Origin of the sequence: Histophilus somni (assembly GCF_014202395.1) — a bacterium.
GTDB lineage: Bacteria > Pseudomonadota > Gammaproteobacteria > Enterobacterales > Pasteurellaceae > Histophilus > Histophilus somni.
Map to the genome: position 1 here is coordinate 106,884 of NZ_JACHGQ010000004.1, position 18,935 is coordinate 125,818.

Sequence of the window (18,935 nt, forward strand, 5' to 3'; positions counted from 1 at the left end):
ATGAAAAATTTAAAGTATTTTGCACAAAAATATGTGGATTGGGTTATTCGCTTGGGAAGAATTAGATTTTCCCTATTAGGTGTTTGTATTTTGGCAGTAGTTGCTTTGCTTACACAAATAGTGGTGAGTTTAATTTTTATAGGAACTATCTATTGGCAAGATGTAGCTCGTTCTATTATCTTTGGTTTGTTTTCAGCTCCTTTTGTTTTATATTTTTTTACGTTATTGGTAGAGAAATTGGAAAAATCACGCCTTGATTTAGCGAAGTTAGTGGATAATTTACGCAATGAGGTATCAGAGCGTATTCTTGCTGAAAGAAAGTTATCGGTTGCGTTGAGTGAGATTGAAAAAACCAGTCAAGATAAGACCGCACTTATGACAACAATCAGTCATGAATTGCGTACCCCTTTGAATGGCATTATTGGCTTAAGCCAGATTTTGCTTGATGACAAATTAACAGAGCAACAACGTAATTATCTTAAAACGATTAACGTGAGTGCTATTTCTTTGACGCATATTTTTAGTGATATTATTGATCTCGAAAAAATTGATGCCAATCGTATAGAATTACATTATCAACCGACTAATTTGTGCAGCTTTTTAAATGATATTACCAATTTTGCTACATTAATGGCGGCACAGCGTAAATTAAAGTTTGAATTGGCGTGCGATAAAGATTTACCTGATTGGCTGATGTTGGATAGTGCAAGATTAAGCCAGATATTATGGAATTTAATTAATAATGCAGTGAAATTTACACCTGCCGGAAAAATAAAACTGAAGGTTTCTCGCTTGACGGATGATACTTTTTCTTTTGCGTTATCTGATACCGGTGTTGGGATAGCAAAAGGGGAGTTGGATAAAATTTTTACTATGTATTATCAAGTACAAGAAACCGATCATAAACCTATCGGTAGTGGTATCGGTCTGGCTGTGTCTAAAGCAATAGCAGGTTTAATGGGCGGTGATTTAACCGTTGAAAGCCAATTGCATCAAGGGGCAACCTTTACGCTCACTTTACAGGCTAAAGCTGTAGAAAAACCGGCAGAAAGCGAATCTAATGTGCCTAATACATTGACGATCCTATTAGTTGAAGATATTGAGGTAAATATTATTGTAGCTAAATCCGTATTGGAGAAATTAGGTTACTGTGTGGACGTTGCCATGACCGGTAAAGAGGCTATTCAAAAATTTGAGCAAAATTATTATGATTTGGTGTTGTTGGATATTCAATTGCCTGATATGTCAGGATTTACTATTGCACAATATTTACGTGAAAAATATGAACAAGGTGTTTATGATTTTCTCCCTCCTTTAATTGCATTGACCGCTAATATTATGCAAAGTAAAACCGAATATCAAAAACAAGGCATGGATGATGTTTTACGTAAACCTTTATCTTTAGAGGCGTTAGTAAATTGTTTATCGGATTATTTCGGTGATGAGTTAAATACAAAGATTATTAAAAAATCCTCTTTCGTAGAGTTTTCTGCTTTATCCGATGTTCTTAATATGGAACTGTTGGTTGAGCTGAATGATATTTTAGGTAAAGAATTTATTGGTAAAAACCTATTATTATTTAAGCAAACTATGCCAAGCTATGTAAATGAATTATTAGACAGTTATGAACAATATAAACAGGATAGTGCAGTAAAAAAAGATTTACTTTCTAATGTACATAAAATCAAGGGAGCGGCGGCATCCGTCGGGTTACTTCGTTTACAGCAAGTTGCCTCTTTGGCTCAAGATGCTAACCACGAAAATTGGGAAACGCATATCGATGAGTGGATCAATACCTTGGCAAATGATTGGTTGGTTGATACGGCGACATTAGAGGATTGGTTGAATGATCTGTAATTTATTAAGGAATAATAGTTGCAAAAAGGGGAGTACAACTTTAAACTTGAGCCTTTGCCATTGATATAGTTAACACTCGAATAATTATGACAAATTTAACTGAAAAACTGGAAGAAACTGCCAGCAATAATGAGCTTTTATTAGGTGAGCGTTTTCGCATGGCTCGTGAAAAATTACAGTTGTCTTTAGATGATGTATCTAAACAAATTAATTTAAGACCCGCTATTTTACAGCTTCTTGAAAATAATGAGTTTACACATAAGAGCATTCCTACAACTTTCATGAAGGGTTATGTGCGTAATTATGCGAAGTTTCTACGCATACCGGAAGAAATATGGACAAAAGCAATTTCCTCCGTGGAGGAAAATACACGCCATAATTTAGGTAAAAATACTTGCTTGATGAAAGCGGTAAATGGGCATTCTTCTCATGGGCGTTGGATTGGTTATGTAACGGTATTGGTGTTGTTGATTGTATCCGGTATGACGGCGTTATGGTGGTGGGGAAATTACCAAAAATCAAATCAAGAACGTGACACTTTTGTACAACATTATGTAGAAAATGTACCATCGGAGCGGATTGAAATTCAAGCGGATCAAGTGCTTGAAAAAAATTTAACGATCCCTGTGGAAAAGCCACAGGTTGTTTCTGTTAATGAAACTACTGTCGTAAATAAAGACAGTATGGCAGAAAATAAGTTGACCTCAGTTTCTACGCAAGAGCAAAGTGCGGTACAAAATCCACAAGAAATAGTGAGCAACAAAACATCAGAAACTGAAAAAACGGTTAAAAATACAGAAACCTTTGTCGGCGGTGATTTGCAAATAGAAATTATCGGGGCCAGTTGCTGGATTAGTGTTAAAGACGCTAAACATAAAGTATTAGCACAAAAAGAATATAAACAAGGCGAAGTTTTGGTCTTTACTGATGGATCACCTTATTCTTTAATTATCGGTGCCCCAAGCAATGTTAAAATTACTTACAAAGGTGAACATTATCCATTAAAAGTTGACGGACGTGTTGCTAAATTCAAATTACAGTAAATTATTATGTCATCGTTTAAACCAACTATTAATCGTCGTCAATCGACAAAAATTTATGTGGGAAATGTACCGATAGGTGGTGATGCACCTATTGCCGTACAATCTATGACCAATACAAGAACGACTGACATAGAAGCAACAGTGGCACAAATTAAAGCATTGGAGCGTGTCGGTGCTGATATTGTGCGTATTTCTGTGCCTACTATGGATGCGGCAGAGGCGTTCAAATCAATTAAACAGCAGGTTAATATTCCGTTAGTTGCAGACATCCACTTTGATTATCGTATTGCTCTTAAGGTGGCGGAATATGGGGTAGATTGTTTGCGAATTAATCCCGGTAATATTGGGCGTGAAGATCGTATCCGTGCCGTTGTTGATTGTGCGAAGGACAAAAATATCCCTATTCGTATAGGTGTTAATGCAGGATCTTTAGAAAAAGATCTACAGGAAAAATATGGCGAACCTACACCGGAGGCTTTGCTGGAAAGTGCGTTACGTCATGTGGAAATTTTAGATCGTTTGAACTTCGATCAGTTTAAGGTTAGTGTGAAAGCCTCGGATGTCTTTCTTGCGGTAGAAAGCTATCGCTTATTGGCAAAAGCAATTAAACAACCACTGCATTTAGGAATTACCGAAGCCGGTGGAGCACGTGCCGGTGCGGTAAAAAGTGCGGTCGGTTTGGGGATGCTTTTAGCGGAAGGCATTGGCGATACATTACGCGTTTCTTTAGCAGCCGATCCTGTCGAAGAAATCAAAGTCGGTTTTGATATTTTAAAATCTCTACGTATTCGTTCTCACGGCATTAATTTTATTGCCTGTCCGACTTGCTCTCGTCAGGAGTTTGATGTGATTGGCACCGTCAATGCACTTGAGCAACGTTTGGAAGATATTGTTACACCAATGGATGTATCCATTATCGGTTGTGTGGTGAACGGACCAGGCGAAGCGTTAATTTCAGATCTTGGAGTAACAGGCGGTAATAAAAAGAGCGGTTATTATTTAGATGGAAAACGTCAAAAAGAACGCTTTGATAATGAGGATTTAATTAATCAGTTAGAGGCAAAAATTCGTGCGAAAGTCGCACAGCAAGATCCAAAAAACAGAATTATCTAAAGGAAGAATATTGTGGCAAAAACAATTCAAGCAATTCGAGGTATGAACGATTGTTCACCTACTGAAAGTCTCTTGTGGCAGTGGGTAGAAGAAAAAGTGCGGTCGGTTTTACAAACTTATGGTTATTCTGAAGTTCGAATGCCTATCGTAGAAAGTACCCCTTTATTTGCTCGTGCTATTGGTGAAGTAACAGATGTTGTATCAAAGGAAATGTACACATTTTGGGATAACGATGAACAATTAACTTTACGACCAGAAGGTACTGCCGGATGCGTGCGTGCGGCAATTGAGCATGGCTGGATTTACAATAATGAACAACGTCTTTGGTATATGGGACCTATGTTTCGTCATGAGCGTCCGCAAAAAGGACGTTATCGTCAATTCCATCAAGCCGGTGTAGAAGTGTTTGGTATAGCGAATCCAGAAATTGATGCTGAATTGATTTTATTAACTGCTCGTTTATGGAAACAACTGGGTATTTTTGATCATGTAACGTTACAACTTAATTCTATTGGTTCTCTTGAGTCTCGACAAAATTACCGTTCTGCATTAGTGGAATTTTTACAGCAACATACGGATCTATTAAGTGAGGAAGAAAAAGAACGTTTAGTGAAAAATCCACTACGTATTTTAGATACGAAGAATCAGGTGCTACAAGAAGTATTAAATGATGCACCGAAATTATTGGATTATTTAGATCAAGAGAGTCGAGAACATTTTAGTCAACTATGCGATTTATTAGATGCCGTCGGTATTCAATATGAAATCAATCCTAAATTGGTTCGAGGTTTAGATTACTACAATAAAACGGTGTTTGAATGGGTAACTTCCGCTTTGGGGGCACAGGGTACAGTTTGTGGCGGCGGTCGTTATGACGGTTTAGTCGAACAACTTGGCGGTCATGCAACTTGTAGTGTGGGTTTTGCTATGGGATTGGAACGCTTGGTTTTACTGGTGCAAGAAGTGAATAAGCAAATCGTTTTACCAAGTGCGGTAGATATTTATGTGGTTTATTTTGGTGAAAAAACGACTTTACCTGCATTCCAGTTAGCTGAAAAAATTCGTACGGAATTACCGCATTTACGCACAATGACACATTGTGGTGGCGGTAACTTTAAGAAACAATTTAAACGTGCGGATAAAGTTGGTGCAAAATTTGCTCTAGTGATTGGCGAAACCGAGGTGAAAACACAGCAGGTTGTCGTAAAAGATTTACTGGGTGGTGCCGAGCAATTGAGCTTGGCATTAACAGATGTAGTTATTTACTTAAAACAAGCAATTACTCAATAAGGATACTAAAATGGCTTATACAATCGAAGAAGAACAAGAACTGAATGAATTAAAGACTTGGTGGAAAGAAAATTACAAATCTATTATTGTAATTGTGGTTCTTGCCTTTTCAGGCGTATTTGGTTGGCGTTATTGGCAAGATTACCAAACAACGAAAAAACAAACACTTTCTGCACAATATGATCAACTGATCAGCAGTGCCGAAAATCAAAGCATCTACAATGCTCAGCTGGATCGGTTTGTGCAAGAAAATGGAGAAACAACTTATGCTGTGTTTGCCTTGTTAGATAAAGCTAAACTTGAAGTCAGTCAACAAAATTTTGTGCAAGCAGAGGAAACATTAAAGCAGGCTATTGTGAATACGAGTGATGATATTTTAATGTCAATTACCGCAATTCGGCTAGCCACAGTTCAATATCAGTTACAAAAGTTTGATGAGGCTTTAGCAAGTCTTAATCAAGTTAAAGGTCAATCTTGGGATGTTAGCAAGTTGTTATTGTCCGGTGATATACAGTTGGCAAAAGGCAATAAAGAGATAGCAAAGGACAATTTTGAACAAGCACTAACAAAAGCCACATCTTGGGAAAAATCATTCATCCAAGTCAGATTAAATAGTCTGTAATTGTCTAATTATTGAAGCCTTGATACCTCAAGGCTTTTTTATAGGAAGTTATTTATCATGAATATTCAACACTTATTGAAAACACAAGCCTATATTAATGGAGAATTTATTTCTGCCAAAAATCACCGCACTTTTCCCGTGATAAACCCTGCTAATCAACAGGTTATTTGTGAAATTGCCTGTTGTGGTAAAGAGGAAACAGAATTAGCGATTAAAAGTGCTAAACAAGCACAAGTACATTGGAAAAAATATACCGCAAAAGAGCGGTCAAAAATTTTAAAGAAATGGTTTGAATTGATTATGCAACATCAAGAAAGTCTTGCATATTTACTAAGTTTAGAACAAGGAAAACCGCTTAGTGAAAGTCGAGCTGAAATTGCTTATGGTGCAAGTTTCGTCGAATGGTTTGCTGAGGAAGCTAAACGTGCTTATGGTGAGATTATCCCACAGGTGAGAGAAGATCATCGATTGCTTGTGATTAAACAGCCGGTAGGGGTAGTTGCTGCAATAACACCTTGGAATTTTCCAAATGCAATGATCACACGAAAAGCCGCTCCGGCACTGGCTGCAGGGTGTGCCATTATTATTAAACCTGCACCGGAAACGCCTTTATCCGCTTTAGCATTGGCAGCATTAGCCGAGCAAGCGGGTATACCGAAAGGTATATTTAACGTTTTACCGACAGTATATGCAGAAGAAGTCGGAAGTGTTTTAACTCGAAGTACTGATGTACGTAAATTAACGTTTACCGGTTCGACTAAAATTGGCAAAATTTTAATGCAGCAATGTGCTGATACGGTGAAAAAAATAAGTCTTGAATTAGGGGGAAATGCACCATCTTTGATTTTTAATGACGCAGATTTAGATAGAACCGTCGATTCTGTTATAGCCTCAAAATTCCGCAACTCAGGGCAAACCTGTATTTGTACTAATCGAATTTATGTGCAGTCGGAGATTTATCGTGCGTTTGCTGATAAATTAAAACAAAAAGTGCGATCATTTATCGTAGGAGATTTTCAGCAAGAAGCGGTAAATATTGGACCGTTAATTAATGAAAGTGCGGTACGAAAAATTGAACGACACATTGAGGATGCGTTAAGCAAAGGTGCAATTTTAACTTTAGGTGGGCAACGCCATTCTCTAGGGGGAACTTTTTTTGAACCAACTATTTTAGAAAATGTGTCGCAAGATATGTTAGTTTGCCATGAAGAAACTTTTTCCCCTCTGGCAGCGTTGATTCCTTTCGATACGGAAGAACAAGCAATTAGCATGGCAAATGATAGCGAGTTCGGTTTAGCTGCGTATGTGTATACACAAGATTTCAGTCGTATTTGGCGACTTTCGGAAGAATTGGAATGTGGATTAGTTGGAGTTAATGAAGGCATTATTTCCAATGAAGTCTCTCCGTTTGGTGGAGTTAAGCAATCGGGCTTGGGTAGAGAAGGTTCTCGTCACGGACTGGATGAGTTTTTAGAAATGAAGTATTTGTGTATGAAAGTTTAGTTTGCAATGCAACAAGTCAATTGATTATCCCTGCTGAGGCGGAAAGTACGACAACACGTGTATTAGGATCGGCAATTACAAGTTTTGAAACTGCGAGATTAGACATCGGTAAATTCCTTTTAGTTAAGGAAAGGGGCTATTGCCCCTTATGATAATTATTGACGCACAGTATAGTCGCCTGAACAAACCCATTTGTAGGTGGTAAGTGCTTCCAATCCCATTGGGCCTCGAGCGTGTAATTTTTGTGTACTAACCGCCACTTCTGCCCCTAAACCGAATTGTCCACCATCAGTAAATCTTGTGCTAGCATTAACATAAACTGCGGCAGCATCCACAAGGGAAACAAATTGGTGAGCAAGTCTTGGTGATGACGTTAAAATTGCTTCTGAATGTTGTGTGCCGTATTCGGTAATATGTGCAATGGCTTGTTGAATATCTTTGACAATAACAACATTTAAATCCAATGAACCCCATTCTTGACGTAGCTGTTGTTCTTGTACAATAGATACTTCTGCATTTTGTTTTTCCAATATTGAAAGTGCGGTCGGATCTGCGTGATATTTTACATTTTTGTGTTTCAAATGAGCGACAAGCTTAGGTAAAAATTCTGTGGCGATACTTTCTTGCACTAGCAGAGTTTCTAAGGTGTTGCATGTACTCGGACGTTGAGTTTTAGCATTGTCGATTACAGCCAAGGCTTTATCTTGCTCCGCACTTTCCTCCACAAATACATGGCAAACCCCAACACCGCCAATAATGACCGGGATTGTAGAGTTTTGTTTGCAAAACTCATGTAAACCCGCACCGCCACGAGGAATAATCATATCCACATATTTATCCAATTTAAGTAATTCTAATACGAAGTTTCGATCCGGATCGGTAATAGCTTGTACCGCATTTTTAGGTAATCCGGTTTGCTCCAACGCATCTTGAATTACTGTTACCAAAATTTTATTGGAATAACTGGTTTCTTTTCCGCCTCGTAAGATAACAGCATTACCTGTTTTTAAACAAAGCGTTGCAACATCGACGGTTACATTTGGACGAGCTTCATAAATTACACCAATAACACCTAAAGGCACACGAACTCGTTCTAATTTTGTACCACTTTCTAAAATACCGCCATCAATGATTTGTCCGATAGGATCCGGCAATGAAATGATATGACGAACATCGTTTGCGATACTATTTATGCGTTCCTTGGTGAGTAAGAGGCGATCGATAATTGCATCAGATAATCCATTTTCTTTTGCCAGCTGAATATCCTTAGCATTTTCTACAAGAATTTTATTGCTTTGTAATTCCAATTGTTCAGCGATAATTTGTAAGGCGGTATTTTTTTGTTGTTGAGAAAGTTGAGCCAAAATCGTAGCGGCTTGTTTAGCATTTTTTCCCATTTCTTTTAAATTCATACAATATCCTTATTTTGTTTTTTTAGGTAATTTATCATGCGTTTTGACTTTTTCTGCTTCTTGCTCTTGATAATCAAAAATAGGCAATCCCCATTCGAAATAAATGGCGAGCAAACGAATAATGAAGCCACTAATTAACGTAATAATAATGACCAAATTTTGATTAATCTGTAATTGTTGTAAGCCAACATAAATACCGGTAGCTAATAATGCAATACTGGCATAAAGCTCTTTTTGGAACACTAAAGGAATGCGGTTACAGAGCGAATCTCGTAATACACCACCAAAGGCTCCCGTAACGATAGCGGCTATACAGGTAACAGTAAAACCATGCCCCATGTCCAAAGCAATTTGAGCACCAATAATGGAAAATACGATCAATCCTAGTGCATCTAAGACCAAAAAAATGGTACGGAAGTAGCGTATAAAGTGTTTGATGAAAGGAGCTATAAAAACAGTGAGTATAGCCGCTCCGGTAACAATTAAGAAATAATGTGGGTTTTTAACCCAACCCAAGGGATAATGCCCGAGCAAGATATCCCGAATCGATCCTCCACCGATGGCTGTCATTGAAGCAATAATAATAACCCCAAAAATATCCATTTTTTCTCGTCCGGCAGCTAATGCTCCGGTTATCGCTTCTGCTGTAATGCCGATAATGTAGAGAATACTCAGTAACATAAGTGTCCTTAAAGTGCGGTAAAAGGATTACTATTTTAGAGTGCATAGAACAAAGAAACAATGTTATTTTTGAGCTAACCCAAGAGGTTAGGCGGATTTATTGCAAGGAATATTTAACCGGATAAAAAAGAAATTCTCATATCATCAAATTTAGCAAGGATTATTCATTAGAAGAATAAAGTATTTCTTTATAATGTTTACGGCATACCGACATATAACTATCATTTCCGCCAATTTGAATTTGCTCACCGTCTTTGACTGCTTTACCTTGTTCATTTAAGCGTAAAACAAAATTAGCTTTACGACCGCAGTAACAAATAGTTTTCAATTCTTCAAGTTGATCTGCCCAAGCCAACAGATATTTGCTTCCTTCGAATAATTCTGCTTGGAAATCTGTACGCAGACCATAGCATAATACCGGAATATTGAGTTCATCTACCACATTGCTTAGTTGATAGACTTGTGCTTTCGTTAAAAACTGAGCTTCATCAATTAAAATACAATGTAATTTTTGCTGCTTAATATGCAGTGCTATTTCAGTAAAAAGATCAGTGTCTTTATGAAATAAATTCGCTTGTCTATGAATGCCAATACGTGAACTCACTTTACCTTTACCAAAACGATCGTCGATGGCAGCTGTATAAACTAACGTATTCATGTTACGTTCACGATAGTTATAATCCGATTGTAATAAAGTTGTAGATTTCCCCGCATTCATTGTGGAATAATAAAAATATAGTTTTGCCATTATGTTAATACCCAACCGCCGGAAATAATATATATTAAGTTTGATTTTTCCATTATTTATCTTAAATTGCTTTCAGTTCAGTCATTGCCCAGCGGGGTTTAACGTCAATTTCCAAAGGTGAATATTCACCTTGTTTTAGACGCAAAAAACCGACGTAAGCAATCATTGCACCGTTATCTGTACAAAATTGAGGTTGAGGGTAAAAGACCTCTCCTTTTAATTGTTTCATCATATCCGCTAAAGATTGACGTAATTGTTTATTTGCACTCACACCGCCTGCAATGACTAAGCGTTTAAAGCCTGTTTCTTTTAAAGCTCGACGACATTTAATTGCTAACGTATCTACTACTGCTTGTTGGAATGCGTAGGCGATATCTGCTTTAGTTTGTTCAGTGAGTTCACCTTCTTGTTTAATTGCTTGATTAATTGTATTGGCGGCAAAAGTTTTTAACCCTGAAAAACTAAAATCTAAGCCGGGGCGATCTGTCATAGGACGAGGAAAGAAAAAACGTTCGGGATTCCCTTTTTCTGCCAAACGTGAAAGTGCACTCCCTCCAGGGTAATCCAATCCTAATAATTTTGCCGTTTTATCAAATGCTTCACCGGCAGCATCGTCAATACTTTCTCCCAGTAATTCATATTGCCCTACAGCATTAACACGAACAAGCTGTGTATGTCCGCCGGATACTAATAACGCTACAAAAGGAAATTTTGGGGGATTATTTTCTAACATAGGGGCAAGTAAATGCCCTTCCATATGATGTACACCAATAGCTTTAATGTTCCAAGCATAGGCAAGCGAGCGTGCAATTGTTGAACCTACTAAAAGTGCACCCACCAATCCCGGTCCACAAGTGTAAGCTATGCCATCAATGTCTTTTGCTTCTAATCCCGCTTGTTGTAAAGCCGCCTGAATTAATGGTGCGGTTTTACGGATATGATCACGAGACGCTAATTCAGGGACAACACCGCCATAATCAGCATGTAAAGCAATTTGAGTATACAGTTGATTGGCAATCAATCCTTTTTTTTCATCGTAAATGGCAACGCCTGTTTCATCACAAGATGTTTCTATGCCTAGAATACGCATTTTGTTTCTCTTCTTTATTGAATTTCGAAATAGAGTAGATTCTACCTTTTTTACTTAAATTAAACTAGCGTATTGATTTTTTTAAGAGAAAAAGTGCGGTATTTAAAAGTGCGGTATTTTTTAGAATTTTTTTATTTTTTCGACATATCTCGCAAAATTAGCTTGCTTATTTTCTAAATGAATTTTTTTGTATTAACCTCTTACCAGTTATGAGTACGGAACAGATAGGAAAAATATGGATAAACGGAATGAGCTGTTACTGCGTTTGTTACAAGTGCCGAAGTTGGGAGCGTCCGGAATAACTCAACTTTTATCACACATCGATTTAAAAACATTAGAGGATTATGATGATGTTGCGTTTCATTATTTAGGCTGGAAACCTGAACAGATAAATAGATGGTTGTATCCGGATCTTAGATATATTGAACCTGCATTATTTTGGGCAAGCAAAAAGGGACATTATTTGATGAATTTCTATCAAGAGAATTACCCTTATTTATTAAAGCAAACCATAGGTGCTCCCCCTTTGTTATTTATCAAAGGCAATCCGGAAATACTTGCTCAACAACAAGTCGCTATTGTAGGAAGCCGTCATTGCTCACATTATGGCGAGTATTGGGCAAAGTATTTTGCAACGGAATTGTTCCTTGCCGGTTTTGTTATTACCAGTGGACTGGCTCTAGGGATAGACGGTTTTTGTCATCAGGCTGTTGTGGATATTCAAGGACAAACTATCGGGGTATTAGGGGGAGGTTTGGAAGAGTTGTATCCCAAACAACATAAAAAATTAGCACAACAAATGCTAGATTATGGCGGTGCGTTAGTGTCAGAATTTTTACCTCATCAGCCTCCCAAACCACAACATTTTCCTCAACGTAATCGCATTATTAGCGGACTTTCTAAAGGTGTTTTAGTGGTTGAGGCAACAGAAAAAAGCGGTTCACTCATTACTGCACGTTATGCTTTAGAACAAAATAGAGAAGTTTTTGCACTTCCAGGACAAATTCAAAATGAGTATAGTCAAGGGTGTCATAGATTAATAAAAGACGGTGCGTTGTTAGTAGAGAATGTTGCAGATATTGTAGAAAATTTATCGCCTTTTACGCATTATGAACGTCAACTAACAGCAAAACAGATAGAAACGCAATTTCCGCCGGCTTATAAGTTACCTGCTTCACCGACTTATCCTGAACTCTATGCCCATATTGGTTATACGCCGGTAGGGCTTGATGAATTATCAAATAAAAGCGGATTAAGTGTAGATACCTTATTGATACAGCTGTTAGAACTTGAATTGCAAGATCTCGTTATTGCTGAAAAAGGGTTATATCGACGGACTTAAATGTTGATATAAGCGATAACTGACTTGTTTTGTGTTTTTTTCTTTTAATAATTGCCAATTTGCAGGCGTTGTTAAGGTTTTTTCTCGTTCCGTTTCCACATAAATAAGTGCATTGGCATGTAACCAATTATGCTGTACTAGTAACTTAATGGCTTGTTCAGCAAGATTAAAGTAGAAAGGAGGATCAATAAAAACAATATCAAAGTGCGGTTCGGTTTGAGTTTTGTTTAAATAGTGCAAACTGTTTTGATTAATAACGTTTGCATTGGTACATTTTAATATAGCGACATTTTTATTGAGCTGATTAGCTATTGTTTTGTCTAATTCAAGGAATGTAACATTTTTTGCTTGGCGTGAAAGTGCTTCAAAGCCGAGAGAACCGCTTCCGGCAAAGCAGTCTAAACAATTGGAATCAACGATATGAGGCATTAGCCAATTGAATAAGGTTTCCTTAACACGATCTCCTGTTGGTCTTAAACCTGTAGAATTCAAAACAGGTAATTTTCTGGCACGCCAAAGTCCGGCAATAATTCTGACTTCCCCTTTGTTTTTCTCTTGTATACGGTTTGGTTGATTTTTTTTCATTAAAAATTAATTATGATAAACTAAATGCAGTTTCGTAATTTTAACAGAAAAGTGAGCAATTTTATGTCAGAAGAAAAGAAAAAAGGTAGATTTTGGTCTTGGTTAGGATTGGGGCAGAAAACAGAAGATCCGATATCAGAACAGCAACCGGAGCAACAATCAGGACAACAGGAAAGTGTTGCAAGCGAGCAAGAATCTACTTCGAATATAGAGCAGGTTATAAAAGAACCAGAGCATATTGATGACACTTCATCAGACTTGGTTTTATCCGCTCATTTACAGGAGCAAGAGGTAAAAGAATACTCACTTCATGAACGGGAACTGTCTCAAAATACTGTAATAGAAATAGAAAGTGCGGTTGAAAAAACAGATATTTTTATTGAAGAGGATACAACATATCAGGCTATCAATAAGGAGCAGCGAGAGGAAACAACGATTACATCGGTTAAAGAAGTAATACCGCAAGAACAAGAAAAACCGGCTGAAAATGGTTTTTTTAGTCGTTTAGTCAAAGGATTATTAAAAACCAAGCAAAATATCGGTATCGGTTTCCGCAGTTTGTTTTTGGGCAAGAAAATTGATGACGAGTTATTTGAGGAGTTAGAAGAACAACTATTGATCGCTGATATCGGTGTGCCAACTACGACAAAAATCATCAATAATTTAATTCAGCATGCAAGCCGTAAACAATTGCAAGAGGCAGATTTACTTTATCAACAACTTAAAGTGGAATTAGCCGATATTTTAAAACCGGTCGAGCAACCTTTACAACTTGATAACAGTAAAAAACCTTATGTTATCTTGATGGTTGGTGTAAATGGTGTGGGTAAAACCACTACAATCGGCAAATTGGCTAATCAATTCCAAAGGCAAGGCAAATCCGTTATGTTGGCGGCAGGAGATACGTTCCGTGCTGCGGCTGTTGAGCAGCTTCAAGTTTGGGGAGAACGTAACCAGATTCCTGTTATTGCACAAAGTACAGGTTCAGATTCTGCTTCTGTCATTTTTGATGCTATGCAATCGGCAGTGGCACGTAATATTGATGTGCTTATTGCGGATACGGCTGGGCGTTTGCAGAATAAAAATAACCTGATGGATGAGTTGAAAAAAATTGTTCGTGTGATAAAAAAATGTGATAAAACAGCACCGCATGAAATCATGCTAACTCTTGATAGTGGGACGGGACAAAATGCAATTAGTCAAGCGAAATTGTTCAATGAAGCGGTAGGATTAACGGGTATTAGTCTAACCAAGTTGGATGGAACAGCAAAAGGCGGTGTTATTTTTGCGATTGCAGATCAATTTAATTTACCTATTCGCTATATTGGTGTCGGTGAGAAAATCGATGATTTACGCCCATTCCAAGCAGATGAATTTATTGACGCACTTTTTGTACAAGAAGAGTAAATGTTGAAATACAGATCTTAGAATGATTATCTTAGATGGCAAGTTATTATTTAGCATAAAACGTAGGAAATTCTATACTATCGTTGACTATGCCTCTAATGATAGGAAGTGCGGTATTTTTTTATATGAATTCAATCTAGTTTTAAATCATTTTACTTAACATTACTTAGAAATAAGATGATGTTTTCGGATGCCCAACAATATTAACATCACAAAATAAGTTATCACAGCGACGAAAATCAGCCAGCCCAGCCAATGTACACGAGTGAAAAAGGTCATTTGTTTCCAGAGACTGAGTGCTGGTGAATAATACCAAATAACCATTCCCATAATGATCGCAGAGATTAAAACTTTGACAAAAAAGACCGCACTTTGTCGAGTAAAATGGTAAATATCCGCTTTAGCTAATCCTCGATAAAGCAAGTAAGCATTCAGTGTTGCTGACATTGCTGAAGCGATAGCCAATCCAATATAACTGAACGGGATAGCGAGTAAATTAAATCCCATATTACTTACCATAGCAATAATTCCAATTTTTACCGGAGTTTGGGTATCTTGCCGAGCATAATAGCCATTGGCTAAAATTTTAATCAGCATAAAACTCAACAATCCGGCGTTAAATGCCCAAAGGGAATAAGAGGCGGCTTGCACATCAGAAAATGAAAATTTCCCACGCATGAACAGTACCAATAACATCGGTTGTGCCAAAACAGCAATACCAATCATTGCCGGAATGCCAAATAATAAGATCATTCTGACGCCCCAATCCATTGTTTGACGAAAATCAACCGCACTTTTTTCAATGTTATCTGTACGATTAACATAATGTCGAGATAGAGTTGGAAGAATAACCGTTGAAATCGCAATACCAAATAAACCGAGAGGAAATTCTAATAAGCGATCTGAGTAATAAAGCCAGCTGATTGATCCGGTCATTAAAAAACTGGCAATAAAAGTATCCAATAGAAGATTTATTTGATTTACAGAAACACCGAATAGTGCCGGAATCATCAAGGCTCTTATTTTTTTTACGCCCTCATCATGCCAAGCCCATTGAGGTTTTGTTAAAAATCCGGCTTGTTTTAAAAAAGGAATTTGAAAGAGAAATTGTAGCAAGCCGCCAATAAAGATCCCGATAGCAAGAGCAAGATCAGGACTTTCTAATCGAGGAGCGAGAAAAAGAGCGGTGCAAATCATAGCTATATTGAGAAGAACGGGCGAAAAAGACATCACGCCAAATTTACCGATGGTATTTAAAATTGCACCGGATAACGCCACAAAAGTGATAAACCATAAATAAGGGAAAGTAATTTTGAGGAGTAAAGAGGCTTGTTCAAATTTTATTGCATTGGGGCTGTCATTTAGCCAATCAATAAACCAACCTGTGCCAAAGATCGCCGTAATTACAGGAGAAAAAAGCATTGCTAATAAGGTCACTACTGAAACCAATCCGCCCAAAGTACCTGATACTTTACCTATAAATTCTCTGGTTTTACTTAAATCGCCTGATTTTTGGTATTCTGCTAAAACTGGTACAAAGGCTTGTGAAAAAGCACCTTCGGCAAATAAACGTCTTAAAAAATTTGGAATGCGATTAGCAAATAAAAAAACATCCGCCACTACACCTGCACCTAATATTTGTGCAGTAATAACATCACGAATTAAACCTAAGATACGTGATAACAAAGTCATTGCACTGACGATAATGCCTGATTTCAATAATTTTTTGCTCAAAATAAGTTTCCTTTCATGAAAAATTGGCTTAATTGTATATAAATTTTGTTTTTAAGCTATATTCCAAACGAAAAAACTGTTAGAATTCCGCCTACATCGTAACTAGGCTCAACAACTAAAGGCAATTGAGGAAAGCTAACGATGGTTGTTTCGGTTGTGTCTCACCGAAATCCTCAACCCAAATTTTGCTAATTGTTTATTGACAATTGTATAGAAAAAAGGCATATTTTACGCCTTTATTTTTTCGTAAACTAACAGATATTTTAGGAGTTTGACCTTGGCTAATATCAAGTCAGCTAAAAAACGTGCGGTTCAATCTGAAAAACGCCGTCAACATAACGCAAGCCAACGCTCTATGATGCGTACTTTTATCAAAAAAACCTATGCAGCAGTAGCAACAGGTGATAAAGCAGTAGCTCAAGCTGCTTTTGTTGAAATGCAAAAAGTTGTAGACCGCATGGCATCTAAAGGCTTAATTCACGCTAACAAAGCAGCTAACCACAAATCTAAGTTAGCGGCACAAATCAAAAAATTAGCGTAATTTTTTAAAACCGATAAAAACAAAACCGCACTTTAAAGTGCGGTTTTTTATCAGCTGTTGATTAACGGGTACTGGTACTCGTTGTCGTACGGTTTGCACGTTTACGCTCTACCTCAGTTAAAAGTTTTTTACGAATACGTACAGAAATTGGCGTTACTTCAACTAACTCATCATCATCAATAAACTCTAATGCTTGTTCAAGTGTGAGTTTCAATGGTGTGGTTAAAGTCAAAGCATCATCTTTACCTGAAGCACGCATATTGGTGAGTTTTTTACCCTCCAGCGGATTGACAGTTAAATCATTAGAGCGACTATGAATACCAATTATTTGTCCTTCATAAATTTCTGCACCATGATCAACCATTAGCTTGCCACGATCTTGTAGGGCATAAAGTGAATAAGCCAAGGCTTTACCTGTACCGTTTGAAATCAGTACGCCGTTAATACGCTGGCCAATTTCACCCGGTTTTACATCATCATAATGGCTGAAACTTGAGTAAAGTAAGCCTGTCCCTGAAGTCATTGTCATAAATTCATTACGGAAACCAATGAGACCACGACTTGGAATAATGTATTCTAAGCGAGTACGACCTTTACCGTCCGGTATCATATCACGTACTTCACCTTTGCGAATACCGAGTGCTTCCATGACAGAACCTTGATGTTGTTCTTCAATATCAATAGTCACTTGCTCGAAAGGCTCTTGCTTGCGACCATCAATTTCTTTAAAAATTACTTTAGGACGAGAAACCGCCAGCTCATAGCCTTCACGACGCATATTTTCAATTAATACGGATAAGTGCAATTCCCCACGGCCGGATACACTGAAAATATCCGAATCATCCGTTTCTTCTACACGCAATGCTACATTATGTACAAGCTCTTTTTTCAAACGCTCTAAAATTTGGCGGGAAGTGACAAATTTACCTTCTTTTCCACAGAATGGTGAAGTATTTACACAAAAGAACATAGTTACTGTCGGTTCATCAACGCTTAATGCAGGCAATGCTTCCACATTGTTAATATCACAAACAGTATCTGAAATATTTAACTCACCTAAACCGGTAATGGCTATAATATCACCTGCATAAGCTTCTTGAGCTTCGTAACGCTGTAAACCTAAGTGTCCTAAAACCTGACCGATACGACCATTGCGGGTTTTCCCTTCAGGATCAATTAATGTAACAGGTTGATTTGGTTTTACTGTACCACGTTTAATACGTCCAATCCCAATGACACCTAAATATTTGCTGTAATCTAATTGGGAGATTTGCATTTGGAACGGTGCATCCAACTCAACATCCGGCGGTGAAACATGTTCAATAATTGCTTCAAAGAGCGGATCCATATTAGAAGCCAATTTTTCATGTTCAAGACCGGCTACACCGTTTAACGCAGAAGCATAAATAATAGGAAAATCAAGTTGTTCATCTGTGGCACCCAAATTTACAAAGAGATCAAATACTTGATCTACTACCCAGTCAGGACGTGCTCCGGGACGATCCACTTTATTGATTACAACAATCGGTTTTAAACCATGTGAGAAGGCTTTTTGGGTGACGAAGCGGGTTTGTGGCATTGGACCATCAAAGGCATCGACAACCAACAATACGGAATCTACCATTGAAAGTACTCGCTCTACTTCTCCACCGAAGTCTGCGTGTCCTGGTGTATCCACGATATTAATACGATAGCCGTTCCAATTAATTGCGGTATTTTTCGCAAGAATAGTAATTCCACGTTCTTTTTCCAAGTCATTGGAATCCATTACACGTTCATCAGTATCACCACGAGAAGTGTCTAATGTGCCTGAAAGTTTAAGAAGCTTGTCAACGAGGGTTGTTTTACCATGGTCAACGTGTGCAATAATTGCAATATTGCGTAATTTTTGAATATCAATTTTATCTGTCATTTGAATAATCTAGAGTTATAAAAAATTAAAAATTTCTTCCGCACTTTACGTTTCA

Annotated in this window: 16 protein-coding genes and 1 pseudogene; 9 read left to right on the plus strand and 8 right to left on the minus strand. The window is 37.6% G+C overall.

Annotated features, from left to right (window positions below):
• From HNR69_RS03590 to HNR69_RS03615, 6 genes are all read left to right on the plus strand, one after another.
• The gene (locus tag HNR69_RS03590) at nucleotides 1–1,857 is read left to right on the plus strand and encodes an ATP-binding protein (protein WP_075294328.1); all 1,857 of its coding nucleotides are present in this window, start codon (nucleotides 1–3) and stop codon (nucleotides 1,855–1,857) included.
• Nucleotides 1,858–1,943: 86 nt separating this feature from the next.
• The gene (locus HNR69_RS03595; protein ID WP_011608559.1) at nucleotides 1,944–2,900 is read left to right on the plus strand and encodes a RodZ domain-containing protein; all 957 of its coding nucleotides are present in this window, start codon (nucleotides 1,944–1,946) and stop codon (nucleotides 2,898–2,900) included.
• A gap of 6 nt (nucleotides 2,901–2,906) precedes the next feature.
• Nucleotides 2,907–4,013 (plus strand): flavodoxin-dependent (E)-4-hydroxy-3-methylbut-2-enyl-diphosphate synthase, encoded by a 1,107-nt coding sequence (gene ispG / locus HNR69_RS03600; protein ID WP_011608560.1) that lies wholly within the window; start codon nucleotides 2,907–2,909, stop codon nucleotides 4,011–4,013.
• Nucleotides 4,014–4,025: 12 nt separating this feature from the next.
• On the plus strand, nucleotides 4,026–5,303 hold the full coding sequence (gene hisS, locus HNR69_RS03605) for a histidine--tRNA ligase (protein WP_011608561.1): 1,278 nt from the start codon (nucleotides 4,026–4,028) through the stop codon (nucleotides 5,301–5,303).
• A 10-nt stretch (nucleotides 5,304–5,313) separates the two neighbouring features.
• Nucleotides 5,314–5,925, plus strand: a complete 612-nt coding sequence (locus HNR69_RS03610; RefSeq protein ID WP_011608562.1) for a YfgM family protein — start codon at nucleotides 5,314–5,316, stop codon at nucleotides 5,923–5,925.
• A 57-nt stretch (nucleotides 5,926–5,982) separates the two neighbouring features.
• On the plus strand, nucleotides 5,983–7,428 hold the full coding sequence (locus tag HNR69_RS03615; RefSeq protein WP_041604039.1) for an NAD-dependent succinate-semialdehyde dehydrogenase: 1,446 nt from the start codon (nucleotides 5,983–5,985) through the stop codon (nucleotides 7,426–7,428).
• Between the two features lie 19 nt (nucleotides 7,429–7,447).
• Here HNR69_RS03615 and HNR69_RS03620 read toward each other — a convergent pair.
• From HNR69_RS03620 to tsaD, 5 genes and pseudogenes are all read right to left on the minus strand, one after another.
• A pseudogene (locus HNR69_RS03620) lies at nucleotides 7,448–7,522 on the minus strand (ACT domain-containing protein); the annotation flags it as partial.
• A gap of 61 nt (nucleotides 7,523–7,583) precedes the next feature.
• Complete coding sequence (gene proA / locus HNR69_RS03625; protein ID WP_011608564.1) at nucleotides 7,584–8,840, minus strand: glutamate-5-semialdehyde dehydrogenase; 1,257 nt, start codon at nucleotides 8,838–8,840, stop codon at nucleotides 7,584–7,586.
• Between the two features lie 9 nt (nucleotides 8,841–8,849).
• Complete coding sequence (locus HNR69_RS03630; protein ID WP_011608565.1) at nucleotides 8,850–9,521, minus strand: trimeric intracellular cation channel family protein; 672 nt, start codon at nucleotides 9,519–9,521, stop codon at nucleotides 8,850–8,852.
• A 160-nt stretch (nucleotides 9,522–9,681) separates the two neighbouring features.
• On the minus strand, nucleotides 9,682–10,269 hold the full coding sequence (locus tag HNR69_RS03635) for a thymidine kinase (protein ID WP_011608566.1): 588 nt from the start codon (nucleotides 10,267–10,269) through the stop codon (nucleotides 9,682–9,684).
• 61 nt (nucleotides 10,270–10,330) lie between these two features.
• Entirely contained in the window at nucleotides 10,331–11,359 is a 1,029-nt protein-coding gene (gene tsaD, locus HNR69_RS03640) for a tRNA (adenosine(37)-N6)-threonylcarbamoyltransferase complex transferase subunit TsaD (RefSeq protein WP_011608567.1), read from the minus strand.
• Nucleotides 11,360–11,594: 235 nt separating this feature from the next.
• Between tsaD and dprA the strand changes: the two genes are divergently transcribed.
• Complete coding sequence (gene dprA, locus HNR69_RS03645) at nucleotides 11,595–12,701, plus strand: DNA-processing protein DprA (RefSeq protein ID WP_075294326.1); 1,107 nt, start codon at nucleotides 11,595–11,597, stop codon at nucleotides 12,699–12,701.
• Here the strand turns inward: dprA and rsmD are convergent.
• Nucleotides 12,684–13,286, minus strand: a complete 603-nt coding sequence (rsmD, locus tag HNR69_RS03650; protein ID WP_011608569.1) for a 16S rRNA (guanine(966)-N(2))-methyltransferase RsmD — start codon at nucleotides 13,284–13,286, stop codon at nucleotides 12,684–12,686. The genes dprA and rsmD overlap by 18 nt on opposite strands.
• Nucleotides 13,287–13,349: 63 nt before the next feature.
• Between rsmD and ftsY the strand changes: the two genes are divergently transcribed.
• Nucleotides 13,350–14,693 carry a signal recognition particle-docking protein FtsY gene (gene ftsY / locus HNR69_RS03655; protein ID WP_075294325.1) on the plus strand — a complete coding sequence of 448 codons (1,344 nt, stop codon included), beginning with the start codon at nucleotides 13,350–13,352 and terminating at the stop codon, nucleotides 14,691–14,693.
• Between the two features lie 162 nt (nucleotides 14,694–14,855).
• Here the strand turns inward: ftsY and murJ are convergent, their stop codons facing one another.
• Nucleotides 14,856–16,427, minus strand: a complete 1,572-nt coding sequence (murJ, locus tag HNR69_RS03660) for a murein biosynthesis integral membrane protein MurJ (RefSeq protein ID WP_075294324.1) — start codon at nucleotides 16,425–16,427, stop codon at nucleotides 14,856–14,858.
• A gap of 277 nt (nucleotides 16,428–16,704) precedes the next feature.
• Here murJ and rpsT point away from each other — a divergent pair, with 277 nt between their 5' ends.
• Entirely contained in the window at nucleotides 16,705–16,968 is a 264-nt protein-coding gene (rpsT, locus tag HNR69_RS03665; RefSeq protein WP_011608572.1) for a 30S ribosomal protein S20, read from the plus strand.
• Nucleotides 16,969–17,029: 61 nt separating this feature from the next.
• On the opposite strand, the gene typA is transcribed toward rpsT, so the two are convergent.
• Nucleotides 17,030–18,880 (minus strand): translational GTPase TypA, encoded by a 1,851-nt coding sequence (typA, locus tag HNR69_RS03670; protein WP_012341568.1) that lies wholly within the window; start codon nucleotides 18,878–18,880, stop codon nucleotides 17,030–17,032.
• Between the last annotated feature and the right edge of the window lie 55 nt (nucleotides 18,881–18,935).

Excerpts from the sequence above, each read along its gene's own strand:
- typA (WP_012341568.1), bottom strand. The coding sequence starts at position 18,880 with ATGACAGATAAAATTGATATTCAAAAATTACGCAATATTGCAATTATT.
- HNR69_RS03630 (WP_011608565.1), bottom strand. The coding sequence starts at position 9,521 with ATGTTACTGAGTATTCTCTACATTATCGGCATTACAGCAGAAGCGATA.
- HNR69_RS03635 (WP_011608566.1), bottom strand. The coding sequence starts at position 10,269 with ATGGCAAAACTATATTTTTATTATTCCACAATGAATGCGGGGAAATCT.
- rsmD (WP_011608569.1), bottom strand. The coding sequence starts at position 13,286 with ATGAAAAAAAATCAACCAAACCGTATACAAGAGAAAAACAAAGGGGAA.
- HNR69_RS03595 (WP_011608559.1), top strand. The coding sequence starts at position 1,944 with ATGACAAATTTAACTGAAAAACTGGAAGAAACTGCCAGCAATAATGAG.
- ftsY (WP_075294325.1), top strand. The coding sequence starts at position 13,350 with ATGTCAGAAGAAAAGAAAAAAGGTAGATTTTGGTCTTGGTTAGGATTG.
- tsaD (WP_011608567.1), bottom strand. The coding sequence starts at position 11,359 with ATGCGTATTCTAGGCATAGAAACATCTTGTGATGAAACAGGCGTTGCC.
- HNR69_RS03615 (WP_041604039.1), top strand. The coding sequence starts at position 5,983 with ATGAATATTCAACACTTATTGAAAACACAAGCCTATATTAATGGAGAA.
- HNR69_RS03610 (WP_011608562.1), top strand. The coding sequence starts at position 5,314 with ATGGCTTATACAATCGAAGAAGAACAAGAACTGAATGAATTAAAGACT.
- ispG (WP_011608560.1), top strand. The coding sequence starts at position 2,907 with ATGTCATCGTTTAAACCAACTATTAATCGTCGTCAATCGACAAAAATT.
- dprA (WP_075294326.1), top strand. The coding sequence starts at position 11,595 with ATGGATAAACGGAATGAGCTGTTACTGCGTTTGTTACAAGTGCCGAAG.
- HNR69_RS03590 (WP_075294328.1), top strand. The coding sequence starts at position 1 with ATGAAAAATTTAAAGTATTTTGCACAAAAATATGTGGATTGGGTTATT.
- proA (WP_011608564.1), bottom strand. The coding sequence starts at position 8,840 with ATGAATTTAAAAGAAATGGGAAAAAATGCTAAACAAGCCGCTACGATT.